The sequence below is a fragment of the Cohnella endophytica genome (genome assembly GCF_003628305.1).
GTDB lineage: Bacteria > Bacillota > Bacilli > Paenibacillales > Paenibacillaceae > Cohnella > Cohnella endophytica.
The window spans coordinates 39587-64756 of the sequence record NZ_RBZM01000017.1 but is presented as its reverse complement, the minus strand read 5'-3'; the positions used below and the strand labels follow the sequence as shown (position 1 = coordinate 64756).

Annotated in this window: 17 protein-coding genes; 14 read left to right on the top strand and 3 right to left on the bottom strand. The window is 53.7% G+C overall.

Annotation, left to right across the window (positions count from 1 at the left end; genetic code table 11):
* Nucleotides 1–619: 619 nt before the first annotated feature.
* On the bottom strand, nt 620–2539 hold the full coding sequence (locus D7Z26_RS26530; RefSeq protein ID WP_120980050.1) for an ABC-F family ATP-binding cassette domain-containing protein: 1920 nt from the start codon (nt 2537–2539) through the stop codon (nt 620–622).
* A gap of 155 nt (nt 2540–2694) precedes the next feature.
* Between D7Z26_RS26530 and D7Z26_RS26525 the strand changes: the two genes are divergently transcribed.
* The 10 genes from D7Z26_RS26525 (at nt 2695) to D7Z26_RS26480 (ending at nt 19522) form a co-directional block, all read left to right on the top strand.
* Nucleotides 2695–3339, top strand: a complete 645-nt coding sequence (locus D7Z26_RS26525; protein ID WP_120980049.1) for a 5-formyltetrahydrofolate cyclo-ligase — start codon at nt 2695–2697, stop codon at nt 3337–3339.
* Nucleotides 3339–3848 carry a cyclic pyranopterin monophosphate synthase MoaC gene (moaC, locus tag D7Z26_RS26520; RefSeq protein ID WP_120980048.1) on the top strand — a complete coding sequence of 170 codons (510 nt, stop codon included), beginning with the start codon at nt 3339–3341 and terminating at the stop codon, nt 3846–3848. The genes D7Z26_RS26525 and moaC overlap by 1 nt, the downstream gene beginning before the upstream one ends.
* 82 nt (nt 3849–3930) lie before the next feature.
* Nucleotides 3931–4425 (top strand): MogA/MoaB family molybdenum cofactor biosynthesis protein, encoded by a 495-nt coding sequence (locus tag D7Z26_RS26515; RefSeq protein ID WP_120980047.1) that lies wholly within the window; start codon nt 3931–3933, stop codon nt 4423–4425.
* Complete coding sequence (locus D7Z26_RS26510; protein ID WP_120980046.1) at nt 4422–5474, top strand: molybdopterin-binding protein; 1053 nt, start codon at nt 4422–4424, stop codon at nt 5472–5474. The genes D7Z26_RS26515 and D7Z26_RS26510 overlap by 4 nt, the downstream gene beginning before the upstream one ends.
* Before the next feature lie 45 nt (nt 5475–5519).
* Complete coding sequence (gene tatA, locus D7Z26_RS26505) at nt 5520–5753, top strand: twin-arginine translocase TatA/TatE family subunit (RefSeq protein WP_120980045.1); 234 nt, start codon at nt 5520–5522, stop codon at nt 5751–5753.
* Between the two features lie 93 nt (nt 5754–5846).
* Nucleotides 5847–6623, top strand: a complete 777-nt coding sequence (gene tatC / locus D7Z26_RS26500; protein WP_120980044.1) for a twin-arginine translocase subunit TatC — start codon at nt 5847–5849, stop codon at nt 6621–6623.
* 129 nt (nt 6624–6752) lie between these two features.
* Nucleotides 6753–8024 (top strand): methyl-accepting chemotaxis protein, encoded by a 1272-nt coding sequence (locus D7Z26_RS26495; protein WP_120980043.1) that lies wholly within the window; start codon nt 6753–6755, stop codon nt 8022–8024.
* Nucleotides 8025–8237: 213 nt separating this feature from the next.
* Entirely contained in the window at nt 8238–8522 is a 285-nt protein-coding gene (gene groES / locus D7Z26_RS26490) for a co-chaperone GroES (protein ID WP_120980042.1), read from the top strand.
* A gap of 34 nt (nt 8523–8556) precedes the next feature.
* On the top strand, nt 8557–10185 hold the full coding sequence (groL, locus tag D7Z26_RS26485) for a chaperonin GroEL (protein WP_120980041.1): 1629 nt from the start codon (nt 8557–8559) through the stop codon (nt 10183–10185).
* A gap of 187 nt (nt 10186–10372) precedes the next feature.
* Nucleotides 10373–19522 (top strand): InlB B-repeat-containing protein, encoded by a 9150-nt coding sequence (locus D7Z26_RS26480; RefSeq protein ID WP_120980040.1) that lies wholly within the window; start codon nt 10373–10375, stop codon nt 19520–19522.
* A gap of 54 nt (nt 19523–19576) precedes the next feature.
* Here D7Z26_RS26480 and D7Z26_RS26475 read toward each other — a convergent pair whose 3' ends face one another.
* Together D7Z26_RS26475 and D7Z26_RS26470 are read right to left on the bottom strand one after the other, a co-directional pair.
* A complete protein-coding gene (locus D7Z26_RS26475) occupies nt 19577–19921 on the bottom strand; it encodes a winged helix-turn-helix transcriptional regulator (RefSeq protein WP_120980039.1) in 345 nt (114 codons plus the stop codon).
* A 142-nt stretch (nt 19922–20063) separates the two neighbouring features.
* The gene (locus tag D7Z26_RS26470; RefSeq protein ID WP_120980038.1) at nt 20064–21251 is read right to left on the bottom strand and encodes a M20 family metallopeptidase; all 1188 of its coding nucleotides are present in this window, start codon (nt 21249–21251) and stop codon (nt 20064–20066) included.
* A gap of 212 nt (nt 21252–21463) precedes the next feature.
* Between D7Z26_RS26470 and D7Z26_RS26465 the strand changes: the two genes are divergently transcribed.
* The 4 genes from D7Z26_RS26465 to D7Z26_RS26450 all read left to right on the top strand — a co-directional run bounded on the left by D7Z26_RS26465 (nt 21464) and on the right by D7Z26_RS26450 (nt 25164).
* Nucleotides 21464–22450 carry a Gfo/Idh/MocA family protein gene (locus D7Z26_RS26465; protein WP_120980037.1) on the top strand — a complete coding sequence of 329 codons (987 nt, stop codon included), beginning with the start codon at nt 21464–21466 and terminating at the stop codon, nt 22448–22450.
* 24 nt (nt 22451–22474) lie between these two features.
* Entirely contained in the window at nt 22475–23473 is a 999-nt protein-coding gene (locus tag D7Z26_RS26460; RefSeq protein ID WP_120980036.1) for an AraC family transcriptional regulator, read from the top strand.
* 16 nt (nt 23474–23489) lie between these two features.
* Nucleotides 23490–24569, top strand: coding sequence for a Gfo/Idh/MocA family protein (locus tag D7Z26_RS26455; RefSeq protein WP_120980035.1), 1080 nt, complete (start codon nt 23490–23492; stop codon nt 24567–24569).
* Between the two features lie 133 nt (nt 24570–24702).
* Nucleotides 24703–25164 carry a MarR family winged helix-turn-helix transcriptional regulator gene (locus D7Z26_RS26450; protein WP_120980034.1) on the top strand — a complete coding sequence of 154 codons (462 nt, stop codon included), beginning with the start codon at nt 24703–24705 and terminating at the stop codon, nt 25162–25164.
* The last annotated feature ends 6 nt before the right edge of the window (nt 25165–25170 follow it).

Sequence of the window (25170 nt, the reverse complement as noted above, 5' to 3'; positions counted from 1 at the left end):
GAACTTTTACAACAACCGAAGGATGCATGGAAGCTTGAGGCGTATGCCACCAGCTAGGTTCTCCGAGTGGGTAATGCAGCTTGAAGACCGCTCACAATTTTACAGAGCACTGTAAGAACTCAAAATACAGAGCTACGCTAACTGAGCGGCTTCTTTTAAGGGACAGACTCCAGATTTAAGGGGCCTAGCCGGATTTGCAGGCTGATAGCTCTTTTTCGGCAAAATGTCGCATTCGACATGTACTAAATGCAGTTTAGCAACCCCGAACCCCGTCACAGCGCCGAATTCCGCCACATCGTTTGCTTAATTATTGATAAAAATTCGAGGCTGTGGACAAAATTATCCACACCCCATGTGCATAGTGTGCACAAGAGTGTGAAACGCTTGGTACCGTTGATGTTTTCGCATTGTGAAAAGGGGATGAGTTTTTCACAGATTTGCTGTGGAAATTGTGGATAATGTGGACAAAGCGGTGGAAATCAATCCCTTCCCTAAAAATCGACAAAAAAAGGCCTGCGCACCAACCGTTCAAGGGTAACGGAGCTCAATTGACCCTTAACCGACTTTATGCGCAAGCTGTGGATAACCATGTGAATAGTTTATTCCCTTAAACTTCGATTTACTCGTCCATCAAGCTCTCCCAAACCCGATAAACCTCATCCAAAGTTTCTCGCGTTTTCTCCGCTTCGGCTTGCTTTTCCCGCAACATCATATAGTCCGTTGCCATCTCCGGCTTGGCCATCTGCAGTTCAAGCTCCTCTAGCTCGGCTTCCAATCGGGCGATATCGGCCTCGGCTTGTTCCCGCTTCCGCAAGCGCGCGCGATCCTCGCGTTTGGCTTGTTTTTCGGCCTCGTAATTCGTGACAGCCGCCGTGGAGGACGGGGACGACGCACTATCGGGTTTAGAAGCTTCCCATTCTTTCATCTGTTGTTTCTTGTCGACCATTTCGTCATAATTTCCTAGGAAATGAGTCGTTCCGTCAGCAGCCAACTCGACGATTCGATCGGCAATTCGATTCAGGAAGTAACGGTCATGGGAGACGAAGATTAACGTGCCATCATATTCTTCCAAAGCCGCTTCCAATACTTCGCGGCTCATCAGGTCCAAGTGGTTCGTCGGTTCATCCAGCAAAAGTACGTTCGCTTTTTTCAGCATTAATTTGGAAAGCGCGACTCTAGCCTTCTCGCCGCCGCTCAGAGAGCTGACTTTCTTGCGGACGTCCTCTCCGCTGAAGAGGAAGTTTCCGAGAACGGTGCGAATCTCCGCTTCGGGTTGGTGCGGATAAGCGTTCCAAACTTCGTCCAACACGGTGTTGGAAGGAGTCAGCTCGCGCTGCTCTTGGTCGTAATAACCAAGCGAAACGCCGGCTCCCCATTCGAATACGCCGGTACGTAGAGGCAACTTATCGATGAGAGCACGGAGCAAAGTCGTTTTCCCGACGCCGTTCGGCCCGAGCAAAGCGAGCCTCTCCCCTCTTTTAACCTCGAACGATACGTTGCGAAACAAGGGTTGCATCTCTTCTTTCGGAGCGGCGGAACAATTGATGGCGCGTAGCACCTCTTTGCCGCTTCTTCGCTCGGTCGTGAACGAGAAATTCGCTTGGCGTAACGTTCCCGGCTTCTCCAACCTTTCGATCCGTTCCAGCATGTTGCGTCTACTCTGAGCGCGGCGAGTGGTAGTGGCTCTAACGATATTGCGCTGAATGAAGTCTTCCATCTTGGAAATTTCTTTGCGTTGCTGTTCGAACAGTTTCATTTGTTGATCGAATGCCGCTGCCTTCAAATCCATGAAACGGCTATAGTTGCCCGTGTAACGAACGGCCGCATGCCGCTCGATCTCGAGGATGGAAGTCACGGTGGCATCTAGAAAATAGCGGTCATGGGAGACGATGACCATCGCACCGGCATAAGAGCGCAAGTATTGTTCAAGCCAAGTAAGGGTATCGATGTCCAAGTGGTTGGTTGGCTCGTCGAGCAACAGGAGCTCGGGCTGTACGAGCAGCAATCGCGCCAGCGCGAGTCGAGTTCGCTGACCGCCGCTTAGAGAAGCGACTTCCGTATCGGGAGCGAAGCTGCCGAACCCCATTCCGTGCAAAATGCTGCGTATGCGGTTTTTCATTTCATACCCGCCGTTTTCACGGAATTTCTCGCTTAAGTCGGCATATTGCGCAAGTAAAGCTTCGTAGCGCTCCGCTTGTTCGAGCTCGACCGGATCGGCGATTCGAACTTCCAATTGGTTTAATGCGCGTTCTTGTTCCAAGAGGGGTCCGAAAGCGGAATTCATTTCCTCCATGATCGTCCGGTGGCCTTGCAAGCCTCCGTTCTGTGCCAGATAACCGACTTTTAGTTCTCTCGGCTTGGATACGGATCCGGTGTCCGCCGTCAAATCACCGGCAAGGATGCGCAAGAAAGTGGATTTGCCCGCGCCGTTGACCCCGACCAGACCGATTCTGTCGCGTTCGTTAATTAGTAGCGAAACCCCGTCCAATACGGGAGTAACGCCATAATGTTTCGTAATGCTCGATGCGTGCAATAGCAAGAGGAATCCCTCCGACAAGTTCTTTTAGGCTTAACCCTTCAAGTTTAACGTATAAGCGCAAGAAATGTCCAAGACGTTATTCTTTGGCGAAAACAGGTAGGTAATGCTAAAATGAAAATAGATTTTCGTTGAAATTCGAAGGCAGGCAAATATAAATGGGGATGAACGGGAACGAAGCTTCTATTGATAAAGCCGAGTGGAGACGGCGGATGACCGAGTTGCGGGATCTTTTGCCTTCGGAGGAGAGGGAACGGCGTTCCGAGAAGTTATGTCTCAATGTGGGGCAAGATATCATTCAACCTTTAAGGGAAAGGTTAGGGCGACCGATTCTATTGTGCGCCTACGCGCCTTTCCGTTCGGAAGCTTCTCCGCTACCTCTCGTCGTAAGTTGCTGGGAAGCGGGCGATCGCGTATTTGCCCCAAGAATGAGACCAGGCGAAGAAGGAATGGAGCTGCGCAAGGTCGAAGCTATGAAGGACTGGACACCCGGCAAATGGGGCGTCCCCGAACCGGACCCGTCGACAACCTCTTTAATAGAAGAATCGGAAAACTTGGACGTGATCCTCGTGCCGGGGCTTGCGTATGACGCGGCAGGCGGAAGGCTTGGATACGGCGGAGGCTTTTACGATAGGTTATACGCCGAAATGAAAAACTACGGAAGTCATCGGGCGCTTTGGATAGGTTTTGCCTACGACGCCCAGCTTGTGGCTGAATCCTTACCGATGGAGCCGCATGATCTCAGGTTAGACGGATTGGCAACGGAAGAAGGAATCATTCGAATCGGCGAAGGAGGATCATGATGGACGACGTCTACGAAGGATCGAGTAGACTGACGCACTTCAACGAGCAAGGCCGCGCTAGGATGGTGGACGTATCGGATAAGGAAGCGACCGCCCGCATCGCAATTGCCGAAGGCGTGGTGACGATGGCTCCGGAAACGCTGCGCAGAATTCGAGACCGTTCCGTAGCCAAAGGAGATGTCCTCGCGGTAGCACAGATCGCAGGCATTCAGGCTGCAAAGAAAACGTCGGATTGGATCCCGATGTGTCATCCGCTTCCTTTAACCGGCGTGAACATACAATTCGACGACGATGGTCGCGATACGCTTATTATTACGGCCGAAGTAAAGACGACCGGCAAAACCGGGGTAGAGATGGAAGCATTAACGGCAGTCTCTGCAGCAGCTTTGACGGTATACGATATGTGCAAGGCACTGCAGAAGGCTATGGTCATCGGTCCCATCCAACTTCTTAGCAAGACGGGCGGAAAAAGCGGCGATTACGCCAGAGGAACCGAGGACGATAATTGATTAACGCTTAACGATGGAAGAACATTCATTCGATTGCATTTTAGAGAATGGACTTATACATAGGGGTGCGGAGGGATGCAGGATGCGGTGGAAGGTCGCTTTGTTGACGGCGAGTGATAAGGGTTCGCGCGGGGAACGCGAGGATACGAGCGCTCAGGTTATTCGCGAATTGATCGAGGAAGAGCTGATGGGGGATATCGTGGATTATAGGATCGTGCCGGACGATCCGGACGAAATTCGCGCCGCGCTGATCGAGATGGCGGATTATTTCCAAGCGGATTTGATTTTGACTACGGGAGGCACCGGGCTTGCCATCCGGGACGTCACACCGGAAGCGACGCTGATGGTCGCGGAACGAATCGTTCCCGGAATTCCGGAGGCTATGCGGGCGGCCGTTCTTCAACGTTCGCGGCATGGCATGCTGTTCCGTGGGATATGCGCCGTACGAGGCAGAACGCTAATTTTGAATTTGCCGGGGGATCCGAAAGGAGTTCATGAGCATTTGATGCCGGTCATGGATATGCTTCCGGAAGCCCTCGATCAAGTGAAAGGTTTGCGAAGGGAGCAAGAGAGATGAACGACTCCGAAAGTTCATCTCCAAGCCGAACGACGAGAATCAGTTCCTCATTGTTAAGCGAAGTGAAGGTCGAGGATGCGGTAGGCATGGTGCTGGCTCATGATCTTACGCAAATCTTGCCCGGACAATTCAAGGGCATGTTGTTTCGCAAAGGTCACGTCGTATCTCCCGAGGATATTCCGAAGCTCAAAGACATCGGCAAAGAGAATCTCTACGTCCTCGAGTTGGCGGCGTCGGATCTGCATGAAGACGACGCGGCGCGGCGCATGGCCTTTGCCTTGAGCGGTGACCATACCGATTTGAGCGAACCTCGCGAAGGCAAAGTATCCGTCAAATCACGGATAACGGGTCTTGCCTGCATCGCCCGCGAAGTGGTGGACCGGATTAACCGAGTGGGAGAAATCGCGCTGGCGACCGTTGTGAACGATCGAGTTGTTCGACCGGGCGATGGGCTAGCTGCAACGAGGGCGATACCCCTGATCGTTCCGGCGAGCAAAGTATCCGAAGTCGAAGAGATCGCCGAGGCATACCGTCGCGAGCATGGAACCGCGCCGATAAGCGTCCGCCCGTTCCGATCTTTAAAGGCAGGCTTGCTTACGACGGGAACCGAAGTATTCACGGGGCGTATCGCGGACAAGTTCGGGCCGGCGGTTAAGGCTAAGCTTGAAGAGTTAGGCTCTGAAGTAGCCGAGCAACGCTTCGCCCCCGACGATCGTCATACAATTGTCAATGATATTCACTATTTCCTTCAACAAGGGTATGATATGATAATCGTAACAGGCGGAATGTCGGTAGATCCCGACGACCGTACGCCCGGGGCGATCGCGGAAGCAGGAACGGATATCGTAAGCTACGGCACGCCGATGCTTCCGGGTTCGATGCTTCTATTCGGTTATTTGCGGGGCGTACCGATCTTCGGATTGCCGGGCTGCGTTATGCACGACCCGTATACCTCTTTCGACGTATTGTTGCCGAGAGTTCTGGCAGGCATTCCGATCTTGAAAGAGGATATCGTAGTTATGGGTTATGGTGGGCTTAACCGTTGCTAATTCCATCGGGTTGCAGCGTGTCATATGAGAACGGAGGTTTTAAGTATGTCAGGTATCGGTGCTTCGGGTATGATTTTGCTCGTGCTTATCGCATTGCTTTTGTTCGGACCGAACAAGCTTCCTGAATTGGGAAGGGCTTTCGGCCGCACGCTTCGCGAGTTTAAGAAGGGCGCTAACGATCTGATGGATGATCCTAAAGAGCGTCCTGCGGCAAGCCGCGTGGACGTTTCGCCGGTAGAGGCGGAACATCCGAAAGCGGAACGACGTCTCCCGGAATAACGGGAAGCCGTAGAAAACATGAAGGGGCTGTCCTCGGCGCAAAGGTTCGAGCTGCGCACGGGACAGCCCTATTGTTTCGTGGAGGTTAGAAGGATGAGCGAAAGGTTAGGACCGCAGCAGGACGAGGACTGGATGCCGCTGACGGAGCATTTAGGCGAGCTGCGCAAACGGATTATTTATAGCTTGATCGTGTTTGTCCTCGGACTTGTCGCGGGACTATTCGGGGCCCAACCGGTCTTCGATTATTTGGTTGCGGCCGCGCCGGTGAAAAGTCTGGATCTTCATGCTTTTTCTCCTTGGGACGCGATCGGCCTATACATGAAATTCGCGATCGTAATTTCCTTTATTATCTCGATTCCTTTCTTTATGTTTCAATTATGGGCTTTCGTGCGTCCGGCATTGGGGAAAAGAGAGCAAAGAGCGACGTTGCAATACGTGCCGTGGGCTTTTTTAATGTTCCTGATCGGACTGGCCTTCTCCTATTTCGTCGTCTTTCCGATGGCGTTCCTTTTTACGGAAAAGATGACCAACAACATGGGCTTGGAACAGACGTACGGGGTGACTCAGTATTTCTCGTTCTTGTTCAACATCCTGTTGCCGATCTCCTTATTGTTCGAGCTTCCGTTGGTCATTTTGTTTTTGAGCCGAATCGGAATACTGAACCCTCTGATCCTTAAGAAAATGCGCAAAGTCGCGTGGTTCATTCTAATCGTTATCGGCGTGATGGTAACTCCTCCGGACGTCGTCTCGGATATGCTCGTGGCGGTTCCTTTAGTAATGCTCTACGAGCTTAGCGTGTTGCTGTCCAGTATGGCTTATCGCAAACGCATGAAAGACCAGGCGAGAAAAGAGCGCGAGATCGAGGATTGAGGTTTGAAGAATTTCCTTCCATAAAGAAGCAATATGTGTCAAATTTCGATATGCCAATGTCCTAACTTATGGTACACTTGTCTCAAGTAAGGGCTTTCATCGGTTGTTACAATCCGGGAGGGACAAGGAATGCGCGACATGACATTGGTTCGCAAGATCACGATTGGTTATTTGGGTTTGATTGTGTTATTGGCATTGGCATTCGTACTCTTAATATCAGGAATGGATGTTTCGGATCATTCCGGGCTGTTCATCGAGTTGATTGTCATTTTCGTCGCGATCGCCGGTTGCGCCGGATTCGGCTTGATGTGGTTGACACGGAACTTGACCGAATCGATCGGCGGGGTTACCGCTACGTTGCGGAATATTGCTTCTTCCGGCGGGGACCTGACGAGACGCATACATATTCGTTCAACCGACGAGATGGGCGATTTGGCCAATTCGGCCAATCAAATGCTTGACGGGCTGCAGAAGATGATGAGGGAGCTTCGCGACAGTACGGCGGAACTTGCGGCCTCTGCGATTCAGCTTAAACAAGGCGCGGACGAGAACGCGCGCGTCAGCAGCGAAGTATCCAAAGCGGTCGAGAAAGTCGCCGCGGGCTCCGAGACGCAAGTCGCCCAATCGCAGGAAATTTCCGCAACGATGCAGGAAACGTTGGATGGATTGAATCAGGTAGCGGCTACGACGACCGGGGTGTCGGACACGGCGCAAACGACGGTTAGCCGCGCGGAAGCAGGCTCCGAATTGCTGCAATCCACGTCGAAGGATATCGTCCAGGTAGAGAAAGCGTTCCGTTCCCTCCAAGAAGTCGTTAGGGGATTGAATCACAAGTCCGAGCAGGTACGCGAAGTCATCGGATATATTTCCGAGGTTGCGAACCAAACCAACTTGCTCGCGCTTAACGCCGCGATCGAAGCTGCTCGCGCAGGCGAGCACGGACGAGGCTTCGCCGTCGTCGCGGGCGAGATCCGCAAGCTTGCGGACCAGACCCAGCAATCGGCCGTTCAAATCGGAGATACGATCGGAACGATGTCCAGCGATATCGGCCAAGTGGCTACGATGTTCGAACAGAGCGCGGGTCAAGTATTCTCCGCGGTGTCCGGCATGCAAAACGCGGAGGAAACATTCCGCGAGATCGTTGGCAAGGTCGGTCTGCTGAGCTCGAATATCGTTGACGTAGCCGCTTCCGTTGAGCAAATGTCGGCCGGAAGCACATCCGTAGTGCAGTCTATTCAAGACATCGCCCGTATTACGGAAGAAACGGCTTCCTTTACCGAACAAGTGTCGGCAATGACGGAGCAGCAATTGTCATCCACGGAAGAGATGGCACGCACGGCCGAGAACTTAAGCTCGATGGCTTCCAGGCTTAAAGGATTGGTAGGCAACTTCAAGACCTAAGTAAGCCATAAAACAAACAAGGGTATGAAGCCCTTAGAGGTGCGAATCCGCTCGACTAGCGGATTCGCATTTTTTTGTTCGCGATTTAACCTAAAGGACTTGAAAACCATCCATAAAAACCGTATCATAGAAAATGGTTATTAGCACTTGAGACAATTGAGTGCTAACAGAATGGCTTCACCATAATACGCCAATAAGAAGGAGGCTATTTACATGATTAAACCTTTGGGTGACCGCGTACTCGTAGAAGCGAACGCGAAAGAAGAGAAAACGATCAGCGGTATCGTACTGCCGGATACTGCGAAAGAAAAGCCGCAAGAAGGAACGATTATCGCGGTGGGTAGCGGAGCTTTGACTAAAGACGGTGAACGGATCGCGCTGGAAGTAAAAGCAGGCGACCGTGTATTGTTCTCTAAATATGCGGGTACGGAAATCAAATACGAAGGTAAAGAGTATTTGATCATGAAGGAAAGCGACATCCACGCAATCGTGGGTTAATTACAAACGTACTTAATAAGGAGGGCAATTAATAATGGCTAAGGAAATTAAATTCAGCGAAGACGCTCGCCGCGCTATGCTACGCGGTGTCGATGCTTTGGCGAACGTAGTTAAAGTAACGCTCGGACCGAAAGGCCGCAATGTCGTTCTCGAGAAAAAATTCGGTTCTCCCCTGATCACGAATGACGGCGTAACGATTGCCAAAGAAATCGAACTGGAAGACGCGTTCGAGAACATGGGCGCACAACTCGTTAAAGAAGTCGCTACGAAAACGAACGATATCGCGGGGGACGGTACGACTACCGCAACCGTTCTTGCTCAAGCTATGATTCGCGAAGGCTTGAAAAACGTAACCGCAGGCGCTAACCCTATGGTTATTCGCAAAGGCATCGACAAAGCGGTAAGAGCTGCGGTTGAAGAACTGCAAAAGATCTCCAAACCGGTCGAAGGCCGCAACGATATCGCTCAAGTAGCCGCTATCTCGGCTGCTGACGATGAAGTCGGTCAATTGATCGCCGACGCTATGGATAAAGTCGGCAAAGACGGCGTCATTACCGTTGAAGAATCCAAAGGCTTTAACACGGATCTCGAAGTCGTCGAAGGTATGCAATTCGACCGCGGTTATATCACACCATACATGATTACCGATACGGATAAAATGGAAGCTAACCTTGAGAATCCATTGATCCTCATCACCGACAAAAAAATCTCCAACATCCAAGAGATCTTGCCTGTTCTGGAGAAAGTCGTTCAATCCGGCAAGCAATTGCTGATCATCGCCGAAGACATCGAAGGCGAAGCGTTGTCCACGCTCGTCGTCAACCGTCTTCGCGGTACGTTCACTTGCGTCGGAGTTAAAGCTCCGGGCTTCGGCGATCGCCGCAAAGCGATGCTGCAGGATATTGCCGCTCTTACCGGCGGTCAAGTCATTACCGAAGAACTCGGACTTGAGCTCAAATCCACGACGATTCAACAACTGGGTACGGCTCGTCAAGTACGCGTAAACAAAGAAAACACGATCGTAGTAGACGGTGCTGGAGACAAAGCCGATATCGACGCTCGCGTTAACCAAATCAAAGCGCAAATCGAAGATACGACTTCGGACTTCGATCGCGAGAAATTGCAAGAACGTTTGGCTAAATTGGCCGGCGGCGTAGCGGTTATCAAAGTCGGCGCAGCTACCGAAACCGAGTTGAAAGAGCGCAAACTTCGCATTGAAGATGCTCTGAACGCGACTCGTGCGGCAGTTGAAGAAGGAATCGTTTCCGGCGGCGGTACAGCCCTGGTTAACGTATACAGCGCCGTTGCTGCAGTTACTGCGGAAGGCGACGAGAAAACAGGCGTGAACATCATCCTTCGCGCATTGGAAGAGCCGATCCGCACGATCGCGGCTAACGCGGGCCAAGAAGGCTCCGTTATCGTCGAGCGCTTGAAGAAGGAAGCGGTTGGTACTGGATACAACGCTTCTTCCGGCGAGTGGGTTAACATGTTCGAAGCGGGCATTATCGACCCGGTGAAGGTAACGCGTTCAGCATTGCAGAACGCTGCTTCCGTAGCGGCTGTCTTCTTGACGACCGAAGCGGTTATCGCCGATAAGCCTGAGCCTAAAGCCGCAGCTGGCGGCGGTATGCCCGACATGGGCGGCATGGGCGGAATGATGTAAGAAGGGCGAAACGCCAAAACGATAACAAACAAAGCTTCTCATTGGCCGATAGGCTGATGGGGAGCTTTTTTTCGTTTTCCGCAGCAAAAAGTTTGAGAGATTTTTGAGAGATGCCGGATGGTATAGTGGTATATATTTTGCATTTGCAGCAACATGAGATATTTTTCTTGGGGAAGGATGATGAGAAATGAAGAGAATCGCATATCGTACAATCGTGATGCTGACGCTCTTTTCCATGCTCGCGGGGGTGCTTCCGACGGGGTTGGGAACGGTCTCGGCGGCGGCCGAGAGCGCGTCGGCGTTTCAAAAGGCTTATATCGCAAGCATGTCCTCGAACAAGGTGGATGTCGTTGATTTAACGAACAACACCGTCGAGAAAGGAAAAATTACCGTCGGAAGTCAACCGGTCAGCGCGGCGGTCAATCCGAACGGCAAGCAAGTGCTCGTATCGAATACGGGCAGCGGCACCGTTTCCGTGATCGATCCGGCTACCGATACCGTCGTGAAGACGATAACCGTAGGTGGAGGTCCGCAAGGCATCGCGTTTAACGCCGACGGAAGCAAAGCCTATGTGGCCAACAAATCAGGCAACAGCATTTCGGTAATCGACACGGCCAAGCTTAGCGTGAGCCACACGATTGCCGACATCAGAAGCCCTGGCGCTTTGGCTGTCGCCGGCAACCAATTGTTCTCAACGTCGAGCTGGGGAAGCTTTGTAGAGATGATCGACATGGACAATGAAACGACATATACCATCATGGTTGGTGGTTCGCCGAGCGGCATCTCCGCGGATCCGTGGGGCCAGAAGCTGTACGTGGCCAATACGTCCAGCAACGACGTCTCGGTCATCAATCCCGCGAACGGTTACGTGGAAGCGACGATTGACTTAGGAACCGGAGCATCGCCGTCGGCGACCGAGGTATCTCCCGACGGGAAATACGTATACGTCACGCTTAAGGGAAAAAATCAGGTCGCGATAATCGATACCGAGACGAATAAACGGGTTCCGTCCGGAGAGTTCTCGGTCGGCAGCGGCCCGATGCTGATCGGCCTGTCGGCGGACGGCAATCTCGCGTATTCGGTGAACGGCAGCGATAACACCTTTAACGTGTACGATCTGACCGCGAAAGCGAACAAAGCGACGCTGACGATCAGCGGCGGTTCGAATATGGTCGGCTCGTTCATGATTACGACCGCGGCCAGGGAACGCACTGCCCGGTACACCGTAAGCTTCGATTCCCGGTCGGGCAGCGCGGTCGCGCCGATCTCCAATATCCCGTCGGGATCTCTGATGGCCGAGCCGTTCGAACCGAGCCGCGAAGGCTATTTGTTCGGCGGCTGGTATACGGAGCCGTCGTTGACGAAGATTTGGAATTCTCAGACGGATATCGTGAGGTCGGACATGACGCTGTACGCGAAATGGACCAGTCCTCCTAATCCCGATCCGTCCGTGTTCCAGAAGGTCTATGTTCCTAACATGCTCGGTATGAATAAGGGCGTGATAGATGTCGTAGATTTGAGCAGCGGGAAGCTGCTGGGAAGCCTCGAATTAGATTCCTCGACGCTCGCAGCCAGAATGAATCCCAACGGCAAGCAAGTGTTCGTCGTTCTGAGCGGAAACGGGAATGACGGTGGCGTTGCCGTCATCGATCCGCAAAGCGGTACGAATCTGGGTGCTGTTATCAAAAGGATTAATTTGTTCCCGGACAGCTCGTTTCCGAGGACAATCGGATTCAGCGCGGATGGAAGCAAAGCGTACGTGTTCGATCCGGTTAAGGGCGTACTCACTGTCATAAATACAGAGACGCTTACAGTGGACAAAGTACTTGAAGGATTTACCAAACATCAATCATACGTACCGACGATGATGGTCACGATCGGCACTAAATTGTACTTGTCAATGCAAGGGGTCATCTCGATCATCGACACGAATACCGACAATATTGTCGGGGGATTCTCCCTGGGCACGAGCAACGTAAATTACTTATCGGTCAATCCGAACGGCTCGAAAATTTATGCAACTGACCCGGAAACCGGAACGGTCACCGTGATCAACGTGGCCAAGAAAACATTCGTAAGCCAATCGGTATTCGGGAAACCCGCCGACTTCGGATCGAGTGCGGTCAGCGCCGACGAGAAATACCTGTATATCGCTCGCCGCACGCAGGGCGGCATCCGCCCATTCGATATCCAAACGAATAAGCTTGAGAACTATCCGATTGAAACTCAGAACACATTGCAGACGTTTACCGTCGAGATGTCGGCGGACGGGAAATATCTCTATACGGTAGAAAGAGCACCGTTTCACGATATTGGTCTCCATCTCGGCGTCATAAACATAATCGATACGGCAACGCGCGCCGTAGTCAATACGATCAAGCTAGGTCATGATATAACGATGCTATACGGCCCGATTTTCGGGACTTCGGGGATTATTCCGTTTCCTTCCCAAGGCTACGGCGTCACGTTTGATTCCCGTTCGGGCAGCGCGGTCGATCCGATCGCCGGCGTAGAAGACGGAGAGAAAATCGTAGCACCGACCGACCCGACACGGCAGGGCTATGCGTTCGGCGGATGGTATACGGATACGACATTCTCAAACGAATGGAATTTCGCCAACGACACGGTGAAAGCAAGCATGACGCTGTACGCCCGATGGTTGAACACGACGGAGCTGAAGGTGACGAAGCTGTCACCCTTGGACAACGCTACGAACGTGCCGCAGGATACGGCATTGACGATCACTTTTAACGACGACGTCGCGGCGGTTCCAGGCAAATACTTGACGATTAGGGAACCGGACAGAACCTCTTACGGCGAAGGCCGCGTAGCGGGGGCCGTCAAGGCTAAAATACTCGTCGCGGATACGAGCAAAGTGACGATCGACGGTGCCGTCGTAACGGTTAATCCGGGCGTAAACCTAGGCAAAGGAACGAGCGGAGGCCATTATTACGTCGTCATTGACGAAGGCGCGTTTCGGGACGCTCACGGCAAAGGCAACGCTTATGCGGGTCTTGGGGGCAATGTCACCTACGACAACGTGTTTTCGGATGATGGCGTGCCTACTGATGTAGAAATAGACGAAAGCCCTTGGAGCTTCAAGACGGCGACCGCCACGCCGACCGTCATCGCGGTTACGGCATACTCTCCGGCGAACGGAGCGACGAACGTTCCGATAGACCAGGAGCTTACGTTGACGTTCAACCAGAACGTGAAGGCCGTAGCGGGGAAAAATATGCGGATCAAGCGGGTGTCGGACAACAGCGTGCTTCGCGAATTTTCGGTCGTTGACCTGAGCCGAATGAGCGTGTCCGGCAATCGTGCGAAGACAAGTCTGACTCCGCTCGATTCGGACGGTTATCTGGCTTACAATACGGCATATTACGTAGAGATCGACGCAGGGGCGTTCAAGAACGCGTTCGATATGCCGTACGCGGGAATCGTCGGCAAGACGACTTGGACGTTCACGACGGGAGGGAAACCCCCGGCGCCTGGGTTCTGGCCGATACCTATACCGAAGCCGGGACCGTGGCCAAAAACGACGGAAATCCCTGATGTGACGCCGGTCGCGGGCAATCATCTGCTCGTGAAAGTGTCATCCAGCCTGATCGCGACACCGAACGTCGGTGATAACGTGCCGACGGGAACGGGCGTCATCGATCCGTACGTGAAGGGCACTGCCATTCCGGGCGTGGACGCGAAGGTAAACCGTTATATCGGCTTGTACGAAGCGACGTCGGCGGGCAAAGTGGTGAAGTTCCTGCTTATCGTGCTGAACGAGAAGGACGTAACACCTGAGCCGGTGCCGGTACCTGGCTTTAACCCGGTGCCTGAGCCTGAGCCGGGGCCGGATCCGGAAACGACGGACATTCCGAACGTATCGCCGGTTACGGGCAACCATCTAGTCGTGAAAGTGTCATCCAGCCTGATCGCCACGCCGAACGTCGGCGACGATGCGCCGACCGGCTCGGGCGTCATCGACCCGTACGTGAAAGGTACTGCCATTTCGGGCGTGGATGCGAAAGTCAATCGTTACATCGGCTTGTATGAAGTGACATCCGCGGGCAAAGTGGTGAAATTCCGTCTCATCGTGCTGAACGACGAGGACGTGAATCCAGGACCGAAGCCGGAACCCGTGCCTGGCTTTAACCCGGTGCCTGAGCCTGAGCCGGGGCCGGATCCGGAAACGACGGACATTCCGAACGTATCGCCGGTTACGGGCAACCATCTAGTCGTGAAAGTGTCATCCAGCCTGATCGCGACGCCGAACGTCGGTGATAACGCGCCGACGGGAACGGGCGTCATCGATCCGTACGTGAAGGGCGCTGCCATACCGGGCGTGGACGCGAAGGTAAACCGTTATATCGGCTTGTACGAAGCGACGTCGACGGGCAAAGTGGTGAAGTTCCGGCTCATCGTACTGAACGAGAAGGACGTAACGCCTGAGCCGGAACCCGTGCCTGGTTTTAACCCGGTGCCTGAGCCTGAACCGGGGCCGGATCCGGAAACGACGGACATTCCGAACGTATCGCCGGTTACGGGCAACCATCTAGTCGTGAAAGTGTCATCCAGCCTGATCGCCACGCCGAACGTCGGCGACGATGCGCCGACCGGCTCGGGCGTCATCGACCCGTACGTGAAAGGTACTGCCATTTCGGGCGTGGATGCGAAAGTCAATCGTTACATCGGCTTGTATGAAGTGACATCCGCGGGCAAAGTGGTGAAATTCCGTCTCATCGTGCTGAACGACGAGGACGTGAATCCAGGACCGAAGCCGGAACCCGTGCCTGGCTTTAACCCGGTGCCTGAGCCTGAGCCGGGGCCGGATCCGGAAACGACGGACATTCCGAACGTATCGCCGGTTACGGGCAACCATCTAGTCGTGAAAGTGTCATCCAGCCTGATCGCGACGCCGAACGTCGGTGATAACGCGCCGACGGGAACGGGCGTCATCGATCCGTACGTGAAGGGCGCTGCCATACCGGGCGTGGACGCGAAAGTAAACCGTTATATCGGCTTGTACGAAGTCGATGCTGTTGGCAAAGTAGTGAAATTCCATCTCATCGTGCTGAACGAAGAAGATGTGGATTCTGGTACGCCGCAACCTGAACCAGCTCCGGTTCCGGGCTTTACGCCGGTGCCGAAGCCGAAGCCCGGCAAAAAGCCTGGCACTACTGGCATCCCTAACGTAACGACTGGAACGGACAATCATCTGGTCGTAAAAGTGTCTTCCGTCATCATCGAAACGCCGAATATCGGAGATCTTGGGCCGAGCGGAAACAATGTCATCACCCCATACACGTCGGGCGAAGATATCCCGGGCGTGGACGCGAAGGTAAACCGCTATATCGGCTTGTACGAAGTCGATGCGGCTGGCAAAGTGGTGAAATTCCGTCTCATCGTGTTGAACGAAGATGATGTATCGCCGCCAATACCTGCGCCGGGCTTTACGCCTGCGCCGAAACCGAAGCCTGGCAAGAAGCCGGGCACGACGGGCATCCCTAACGTAACGACTGGAACGGACAATCATCTGGTCGTGAAAGTGTCTTCCGTCATCATCGAAACGCCGAACATCGGAGATCATGCGCCGAGCGGAGACAATGTCATTAGCCCATATACGTCGGGCGACGACATCCCTGGCGTAGACGCGAAGGTGAACCGCTATATCGGCTTGTACGAAGTCGATGCGGCCGGCAAAGTGGTGAAATTCCGTCTCATCGTTCTGAACGAAGATGACGTATCGAAGCCAACGCCTGCACCGGGCTTTACGCCTGCACCGAAACCGGCGCCGGGCACGAAGCCGGGCACGACGGGTATCCCTGATGTGACGACTGAAGCGGGCAACCGATTAATCGTGAAAATCTCTTCAAGCGTAATTGAAACACCTAACGAAGGCGACGACGCGCCAACGGGTACGGGCGTCATCGACCCATACACGTCAGGCGCCGACATCCCTGGCGTAGACGCGAAGGTGAACCGCTATATCGGCGTATATGAAGTCGATGCGGCTGGCAAAGTGGTGAAATTCCGTCTCATCGTGTTGAACGAAGATGACGTATCTCCGTCAACGCCTGCGCCGGGCTTCACGCCGGTGCCGAAACCGAAGCCTGGCAAGAAGCCTGGTACGGCGGGCATCCCTAACGTAACGACCGGAGCAGACAATCATCTGGTCGTGAAAGTGTCTTCCGTCATCATCGAAACGCCGAACATCGGAGATCATGCGCCGAGCGGAGACAATGTCATTAGCCCATATACGTCGGGCGACGACATCCCTGGCGTAGACGCGAAGGTGAACCGCTATATCGGCTTGTACGAAGTCGATGCGGCAGGCAAAGTGGTGAAATTCCGTCTCATCGTTCTGAACGAAGATGACGTATCGAAGCCAACGCCTGCACCGGGCTTTACGCCTGCACCGAAACCGGCGCCGGGCAATAAGCCGGGCACGACGGGCATCCCTGACGTGACGCCGGGAACGGGCAACCATCTAGTCTTGAAAGTGACGAATGGCGTGATCGGTACGCCGAACATCGGCGACGATGCACCAACAGGTACGGGCGTCATCGACCCATACACGACGGGCGACGACATCCCTGGCGCAGACGCGAAGGTGAATCGCTATATCGGCGTATATGAAGTCGATGCGGATGGCAAAGTCGTGAAGTTCCATCTCATCGTGCTGAACGACGAAGATATTTCTCCTGTATCCGGCTACCTGAAGCAAGATCAAGAGCTTTTGGCTATCGGATACCAGACAGGAGACAATGAGAACCATGTAACCAAGACGCTTTATCTGCCTGCCAAAGGACAATCCGGCAAGACGAGCATTACTTGGACGACCGATGATGCCGACCACGTGAGGAATAACGGACGTATTTCCCGTCCGGGCGTGGATGACCAAGACGTCTTCGTTACGCTGACCGCAATGATTAAAGATGATACGACGGGCGCGGTAACAACCAAAGTATTTGTCGTGAAGGTCATGAAGATGACGGACGAGGATGCCGTTCGCGAAGCGGCGAGAAACCTGACGGTGGATAACGGCTTCGCGTTCGCGCAGGGCGACACTTGGGAATCCGTAACGCGCGATGTTCTTTTGCTAGGACAAGGCTTGTATGGCACGTCGATCGCCTGGTCCTCCGCCGACACGGCCACGATCGCGATTGCGATGAAAGACGGTCAAGCGAATGCGGTCGTTCATCGACCGCAAAGCAGAGACACGCACGTCGTGGTTACGGCGACGATTTCCAGGGGAACGGCTTCCGTTACGAAAACGTTCTTGCTCGTCGTCAACAACTTGACGGTGACGAAAGTCGACGACGAAACGAGAAAGCCGACGGCAAGAAAGGCGGAAGCGACGGTAAACCCGGACGGAACGCCAAGCAGCGATCAATTCGTCATTTTGCGCACGAAGCTGTCCGACGGCACCAACATCGATACCGTCATCGTCGATCCGGCAAAACTTGAGCAACTGGCAGACCGGTTTAATCCCGGCGACGCACAGGAAAAGAATCGTACGGTAGAGCTTCGCATGAGTCAGCCGTCCGGCAGTCCAGCGGATGAAATCGCCGTGGAGATTCCAAGCTCCGCCATCTCGGCGCTCGCGGATCGGAACGGCCTGCTGGTTATTCGGACGGATGAAGGCAGCATTAAGCTGGACAGCAATGCGTTGAAGCGTCTGGCCGATCAAGGTACGGATTTGTATTTCAGGCTTGTACCTGTCCAGAACAACGCGGAGCAACATGAGGCGAACGATGCGCTTCATGCCGACAGCCAGGTGAAGACGGCTGCGCAAGGCAAACCCATTCAGCTTCTGGGCATTCCTAGAAAAATCGAAACGAATTTAACGGGAAGCCCGACGAAAGTCGTCCTCCCGCTGAACGGCTCATTGCTTTCAGGCCGGGATCCGTCGTCGCTTCGCGTGTTCGTCGAACATACGGATGGAACGAAGGAATTGTTAACCGGCGTTATTCAGTACGAGAACGGCAATCCTGTGGGAATCGAGATCGAAATCAACCGGTTTAGCCGCTTCCAGATCATTTCCTTCGATGAAATTAAGACGAATAATGGTGGAAGCGCGGGAGCCGCGCGCAAGTTGATCGACTTGATTTTGAACGGCGCTCTGCAACGCGACACTGCCAGCCTGAATGAGACGGCTCCGAACGCCGCTCGGATTATCGTAGATAATGAGGCGATAATCGGCCGGCTGACTGCCGCTCCAACAGGAAGCGTTTTGACGGTTCCTCAAGTTACGGAAGCGTCCAGCGTGGATGTCGTCCTCAACGGCAAACTATTGAAGCGACTCGTACAACTTGCGGGAACGCTAAGGATTGAGACCGCGTTAGGCTCCTATACGGTGCCGGTTACGGCGTTAAATAGCGATAAGCTATTCGCTGCGCTAGGCAATCCGGAGAAGCTGGAAGACGTGTCCATTACCTTTACGATTTCGCCGGCGGATCCATCCACAGCGGAGAAAATGAAGGAACTGGCGAAGAAGAAAGGGGCCGCTCTGACGGGAAGTCCCATACGGTTTGCGATTAGAGCGGAGTTGAACGGTAAGACGGTGTCCGTCGACCAGTTCGATCGTTACGTCCAGCGAGAAATTCGCCTTCCGGACGGTACGCAGCCGTCGGAAGCGACGACCGCCGTTTCCATTGCGCTTGACGGCAGCCTGTTGCATATGCCGACGCGTTTCGAGAGCAGGGGCGGCAAACGTTTTGCGGTTATCAGCAGCTTGTACAACGGGCCTTTCGCGCTGATCGGTCAGAAGATTTCGTTTAGCGACGCCAAAGGTCACTGGGCGGCAGCGACGATAAACGATTTGGCAACGAGAAATGTCGTTACGGGTACGACAATCGGCAAATTCGAGCCGAATCGTTCCATCACGCGCGCCGAATTCGCGGCTATTCTCGTACGGGCGCTCGGTCTGAAAAACAGCGCGGGAGAAGGAGCGCGCTTCAGCGATGTGCGTAAAACCGATTGGTTCTATGACGCCGTCGCCGCAGCATCGGAGTTTAAACTCGTGAACGGCTATGCAGACGGAAAGTTCAAGCCGACGGCGCTCATTACGCGCCAGGAAGCGATGGCGATGCTTGCCAGAGCCATGAAGGTTACGGGCTTGCATAAGGAACTGCAGCCGGAAACAGAGAAATCGCTGCTCGCTTCCTTCACGGATGCTAAGGAAGCGGACAAGTGGGCGCTTGCGAGCGTGGCGGAAACGCTGGAGGCAGCCATTGTTCAAGGGCGCGCGAAGCAGGAGCTTGCTCCGAAAGCGCAGATCAAGCGAGCGGAAGTAGCGACGATGATCTTGAGGTTGCTGCGCGCTTCAAACTTGATATGACACATAAAAAAATGCAGTGCAGAGATAATCTCTGTACTGCATTTTTTTTGATTGTTAAGTCCACTTAGCCGCCCAGAGCTTCATTTCCTTGACGATCTGGTGCAAGTCTTCGCCCTTCGGAGTAAGGGTGTATTCTACGGTGACGGGAACGGTAGGATAGACGGTACGCGTGAGCACGCCCTTCTCTTCCATATGGCGAAGCGTGCTAGTTAATGCCCGAGGGCTCACGGAAGAGATGCTGCGTTGAAGCTCGCCGAAACGGCGAGTGCCGCAGAATAGCTCGCGAAGCACAAGGAAAGCCCATTTGCCCCCGATCACGTCCAACGTTTTCTCGATCGAGCACTCGATGATGTCCGGAACTTTCGGAACGGTCGAGGATGCCGCGATTGGCGTATTCATGGAGATTATGCCTCCTAGCAAGCATTAGTATATTAAGTATAGCTAAGTGCATTATAGCTTATTAAGGGAAAATGAAAAAGCGATCGGGTACGAAAGCGCCGGACAATCGGACGCGTCGCGAACTTCGATCGCTTTGTTGCGTTTAGGCTTGAATCCGGGCGAACTCCGTCTTAATCCGATGAAGTAGCTCCGTGTCGGCTAGCACGTCGCAAGCCGTATAAGCGAGCATCTTCGCGCCGAATACCATCGCATCGTATGCGGAATCGGTTTGCGCGGCATCGCGGAATTCGATCGTATGAAGCTGGTAAGGCTCGTTTACGACTTTGATGTAGGGATGGATAACGGGACAGCGCAGCGACACGTTGCCTAGATCGAGCGAGCCGTTGTCATGCCCGCGCGCGATGTCTTGTTCCGCGATGCCGCTTGCGATCAAGTTCGCCGTAAAGGCCTCCGACAAGGTTTCGTTCGTGCGGAGCTCGTCGTACGAATATTCGTAGTTGGTCGTCGTCAGCTTGCATCCGGTAGCCATTCCCGACGCTTCCGCGCAGGCGACGACTTTGCGGGCGAGCTCATCGGTATATTCGCGCGAAGCCGAACGGACATAGAACTGGGCGGCGGCATAGTCGGGAATGATATTCGGCGCTTGGCCGCCGTGAGAGACGATGCCGTGAATTCGGGCGTCGGTTCTCGTCTGTTGCCGCAAAGCGTTGATCGAGTTGAACAATTGGATTACGGCGTCCAGGGCATTGATGCCAAGGTCCGGATTCGCGGCCGCGTGAGCGGCTTTGCCATGGAACTCGAACTGCAGCGCGTCCATGGCCATGGACGCGCCGGATCGTTCATACTGATGATAAGGATGCGCCATGATCGCGATGTCGCAGTCGTCGAATAAACCCGCTGCGGCCATATCGATCTTGGCGCCCTTCGTCTCCTCGGCGGGCGTGCCGTACACGCGAATGGTTCCGCCCGTTGATTCTACTACGGAACGGAGTCCGGCAGCCGCGCCTAGAGCCATCGTGCAGATAAGATGATGCCCGCAAGCGTGGCCGATCTCGGGAAGCGCATCGTACTCCGCGAGCAGTCCGATGATCGGACCCGGTTTATCGGAGACGAATTCGGCGATGAAGGCCGTTTCAAGGCCGAGCACGCCACGTTCGACGCGATAGCCCAGAGTCTCAAGCTCGGAAGCAAGCAATGCCGACGCTTGCTTCTCTTCGTGGCCGAGCTCGGGATGGGTGCCGATGAAAGCGGCGATTTCGGTCATTCGGGGGGAGTAGGCTTGTATGGCGTCTTGTATCGTATTTTTATATTCGTTTGCGATTGTCGTCATAGAGTGAAGCTCCTTTTGGCAGATAGTTGATCCAATAAGACTATCCTATCCCTTACCAGACCGTACAATCAAGATGTATCTCGCTATCGCGATTATGGATGTCGTAATTTTGTAGTTTAAATGGCACGAAAACTCATTATCAATGGCGAATCTGTTGTGTAATCTTTATACATTGTCGTATATTTTAAGTTAGAGACCTAGGAGGATCAGTCATGATTCGCATTGGAAAAATCAGTTATTGGCACGTGCACGCCGACGAATATACCCAGCAGGCGTTGGGCAATCCGGGTACGGAATTGGTCGCGATCTGGGACGAGGAGTCCGAGCGCGGACAGGCTAAGGCAGCAACTTACGGCGTTCCCTATTACGAATCGTTGGACGAGATGCTCGCCCGGGACGATATCGATGCCGTTATCGTAGACGCGCCGACGAATTTGCATCATGAGGTCATGTTGAAGGCCGCACGTGCAGGTAAGCATATTTTCACGGAAAAAGTGGTAGCGCCGACGCATCGGGAGGTTCGCGATATCCTATCTGCCGTAAAGGATGCCGGAGTGAAATTCGCCGTATCGTTGCCTCGCCTTTATGCAGGCTATACGAGAACGATCGCCAAAGTCGTCGAGTCCGGCTTGCTAGGTCAGCTTACGATGGCGCGGGTTCGGTTATCCCATAACGGGGCGATAGCGGATTGGCTACCTCCGCATTTCTATTCGCTGGAGCAGTGCGGCGGAGGCGCGTTGATCGACCTTGGTTGCCATCCTATGTATCTCGTTCGCCTGTTCCTGGGCTTGCCGGAGAGCGTTAGCGCGAATTTCGGATACGTGACCGGCAAGGAAGTCGAAGACAACGCCATATCGATTCTTCGGTACGAGAATGGGGCGCTTGGCGTCGTGGAAGCAGGCTTCGTCAATAGCCACTCTCCGTTCTCCATCGAACTGCACGGGACGGAAGGCTCCTTGTTGTTCGGATTCCCGAACGAAGAAGCGGTCGTGCGTTCAAATAAAGGAAGCGGACAATGGGAGCGCTTGGAGATCGATTCGTCGCTTCCGGCGGCTTTTGACCAATGGGTATCGCATATCGAGCAAAATACGGATGCGACGGATAACGTTAACTTGGCCGTCGATCTGACCCGACTCATGGAGGCCTCCGTTCGATCGGCTTCGGAGGGCCGTCCGATTCGGATCGACGAGCTTGCTTAAATAAATAGAAACGAGGAAACGAACATGCCGCGGAACGATCGCAGATCGACGGTTAACGCAGGTCCATTTCCATATGCCCGAATGGTTAACCGAATGGACGCACTTGATCGGTTGGATTTGCGATTTCGTTGGGGCGGTTTTGGAATTCGGGTATTGCGCTGCCATCTGGTGGCATTTCCTCCGGGTCATATCATTAATTTCCATAAGCATTCGGAGTACGAGCTGCATTATATTCCTAAGGGCAAAGGAAAAGTCATACTGGTGGATCAGACCTACGATCTTCACGAAGGGTTGTTCTATTTAACAGGACCGGATCTCGTTCATTATCAGGAATCCGATCAGGACGATCCGATGCATGAGCTATGCTTGCACCTGGATATCGTACCCCTGGGGGAGACGGAGTTGGCAGAGGCATGGGGCGATCGGTTGGAGGCGGACGAGGCGAGTCATTGTATCGATGCGCTGAACCGCTTGCCATCCGTTCCCCTCGCCGATCGCTACCACGCGATGAACGGATTTCTGGACGCATTTCGGATATGGGAAGATCAGCCCTCCGGCTTCTACACTTTAATGAAGCAAGAGATCGTACAGATTTTGCTCCGTACCGTTCGCGTCTTGGACGAATCGGACGGCAAGCCGGCGATTCCCGAACGGGACATGCAATTTCACCGCTACCAGCTGGCGACGCAATATATCCAGGATAACGAGAGTTTGCCGATTTCCTTGGAACAGGTGGCGGAAGCGATCAATATTAGCCCGCGGCAACTTCAGCGTATTTTCCGCAGCGAAGGGCAGACGACTTTCCGCGACTACTTGGAGCACGTTCGGATCGGTCGTATCTGTTCGGAGCTTATTCATACCGAGAAACCGATCGAGGAGATCGCGCTCAGCCACGGTTACGCGAACCCGAATTACTTGTATCCCGTATTCAAGAACAAATTCGAAGTCACGCCGACCGCTTATCGCAGGATGCATGCCGGCGAAGCTCGGCCGGGGCGCGTAAGTCCGGACACTTACAATTAGAGAGGTAGGATCATCCATGGGTAAAACATTGAAAATCGGGATTATCGGAAGCGGCGGAATCGCCAGAGCACACGTATCGGCTTACCGTAAGCTTTCTTTCGTCGAAATCGTCGCCGTAGCGGACGTTATTCCGGGGAAAGCGGCTCAGTTCGTCGAAGCGGAGCAACTCGTAGGAGCGGCGGCTTATGACGGCCACGAGAAGCTTCTCGCGCAAGAGCTGGACGGAGTGAGCATCTGTACGCCGAACGTCTCCCATCACGTTACGACAGTGGATGCGCTTCGCGCCGGCAAACAAGTGCTGCTAGAGAAACCGATGTCCGTAACGTTCCAGGAAGCGCTCGAGATGACGCAAACCGCTCGGGAGACGGGCAATATGCTAACGCTGGGCTTCCAGCCTCGGTATGACCCGAACATGAAGCTGTTGCAGGACATCGTGCAATCCGGCCGACTAGGTAAAGTGTACTACGCCGAAACCGGGGGCGGACGCCGCCGGGGAATGCCGGGCGGCACCTTTATCAGCAAGAAACTGGCGGGCGCGGGGGCGATGGCCGACATCGGCTGTTATTCGTTGGACATGGCGCTTAACGCGATGGGATATCCGCGTCCGATTACCGTTTCCGCGTTCACTTCGAACCATTTCGGCCGCAATCCGTTGTATCACCGCGAAGCCGACAAATTCGAAGTAGAAGATTTCGGCTCGGCGATGGTGCGGTTCGAGAACGATCTCGTCCTCCAATTTAAGATTTCCTGGGCTATGCATATGGATACGCTCGGAGCGACGATGTTCCTTGGAACGGATGCGGGGTTAAAAGTAACTCCGGCCGGCAGCGGACCATGGTCCGGCGTATGGGATGGCGCGGTAGGCTCGATGACGCTCTTCCACGACGAATACGGCGGCCATACGCAGACGGCGATTCCGCTTGTCGAGCACAAGCTGAATTTGTTCGACGAGAAGGTCAGGGATTTCGCCGAAGCGGTTCGCGACGGCAGACCGGCTCCGATCCCGGGCGAACAGATCCTCATTCAGCAAGCGATCATCGACGGCGTGCTTCGTTCAGCGGAAGCAAGGCGCGAAGTATCGATCGAATTGCCATAATTCATTTTTGACTTTGAAGCTCGTCGCTCTTGCGGCGAGCTTTTTCCATTTACAAAATACAAACTTTATTATATAGTTGTCGTAACAACTATTGTCTGACGAACAATAAAGGCAATCGAAAGGAGCGGTAGGCATGGCTGACAATGCTCATGGATATGACTTGGATTTATCGTTGGGCTTCATTATGGGAACGACGTACCGCAAGATGTCGGCTTTTTTCCAAAACGGGTTGAAAGAATACGGGATTACGCCGGAACAATGGTCGGTGCTGTACCAGATCGATAAAGAAGAAGGGCTCATGCAGAAGGAAATCGCGGAACGGTCCGGCAAGGACCGGCCGACGACAACTAGAATACTCGATCTGCTCGAAGATAAGGGACTGATCTATAAGCAAGTCGGGGATAATGACCGGCGTTCCTTTCATGTCTATATTAACGATAAGGGCAGGTCGTTGATCCGCGATACGATTCCCGTAGAGCGAATGAGCGCGACCGAGGTCAAGAAATGCATTTCGGATGACGAATACGAATCGTTAATGAAGCTGCTGAAAATCATTAATCGACATTTGGACAAGATCGTCGTCGATCGAGAATAGGAGACT

Bases quoted from the DNA above. Each gene is read 5' to 3' on its own strand.
- tatC (WP_120980044.1), top strand. From the start codon at position 5,847: ATGAGCGAAAGGTTAGGACCGCAGCAGGACGAGGACTGGATGCCGCTG.
- groES (WP_120980042.1), top strand. From the start codon at position 8,238: ATGATTAAACCTTTGGGTGACCGCGTACTCGTAGAAGCGAACGCGAAA.
- D7Z26_RS26475 (WP_120980039.1), bottom strand. From the start codon at position 19,921: ATGAATACGCCAATCGCGGCATCCTCGACCGTTCCGAAAGTTCCGGAC.
- D7Z26_RS26510 (WP_120980046.1), top strand. From the start codon at position 4,422: ATGAACGACTCCGAAAGTTCATCTCCAAGCCGAACGACGAGAATCAGT.
- D7Z26_RS26470 (WP_120980038.1), bottom strand. From the start codon at position 21,251: ATGACGACAATCGCAAACGAATATAAAAATACGATACAAGACGCCATA.
- groL (WP_120980041.1), top strand. From the start codon at position 8,557: ATGGCTAAGGAAATTAAATTCAGCGAAGACGCTCGCCGCGCTATGCTA.
- moaC (WP_120980048.1), top strand. From the start codon at position 3,339: ATGGACGACGTCTACGAAGGATCGAGTAGACTGACGCACTTCAACGAG.
- D7Z26_RS26515 (WP_120980047.1), top strand. From the start codon at position 3,931: ATGCGGTGGAAGGTCGCTTTGTTGACGGCGAGTGATAAGGGTTCGCGC.
- D7Z26_RS26450 (WP_120980034.1), top strand. From the start codon at position 24,703: ATGGCTGACAATGCTCATGGATATGACTTGGATTTATCGTTGGGCTTC.
- tatA (WP_120980045.1), top strand. From the start codon at position 5,520: ATGTCAGGTATCGGTGCTTCGGGTATGATTTTGCTCGTGCTTATCGCA.
- D7Z26_RS26465 (WP_120980037.1), top strand. From the start codon at position 21,464: ATGATTCGCATTGGAAAAATCAGTTATTGGCACGTGCACGCCGACGAA.
- D7Z26_RS26525 (WP_120980049.1), top strand. From the start codon at position 2,695: ATGGGGATGAACGGGAACGAAGCTTCTATTGATAAAGCCGAGTGGAGA.
- D7Z26_RS26455 (WP_120980035.1), top strand. From the start codon at position 23,490: ATGGGTAAAACATTGAAAATCGGGATTATCGGAAGCGGCGGAATCGCC.
- D7Z26_RS26495 (WP_120980043.1), top strand. From the start codon at position 6,753: ATGCGCGACATGACATTGGTTCGCAAGATCACGATTGGTTATTTGGGT.
- D7Z26_RS26480 (WP_120980040.1), top strand. From the start codon at position 10,373: ATGAAGAGAATCGCATATCGTACAATCGTGATGCTGACGCTCTTTTCC.
- D7Z26_RS26460 (WP_120980036.1), top strand. From the start codon at position 22,475: ATGCCGCGGAACGATCGCAGATCGACGGTTAACGCAGGTCCATTTCCA.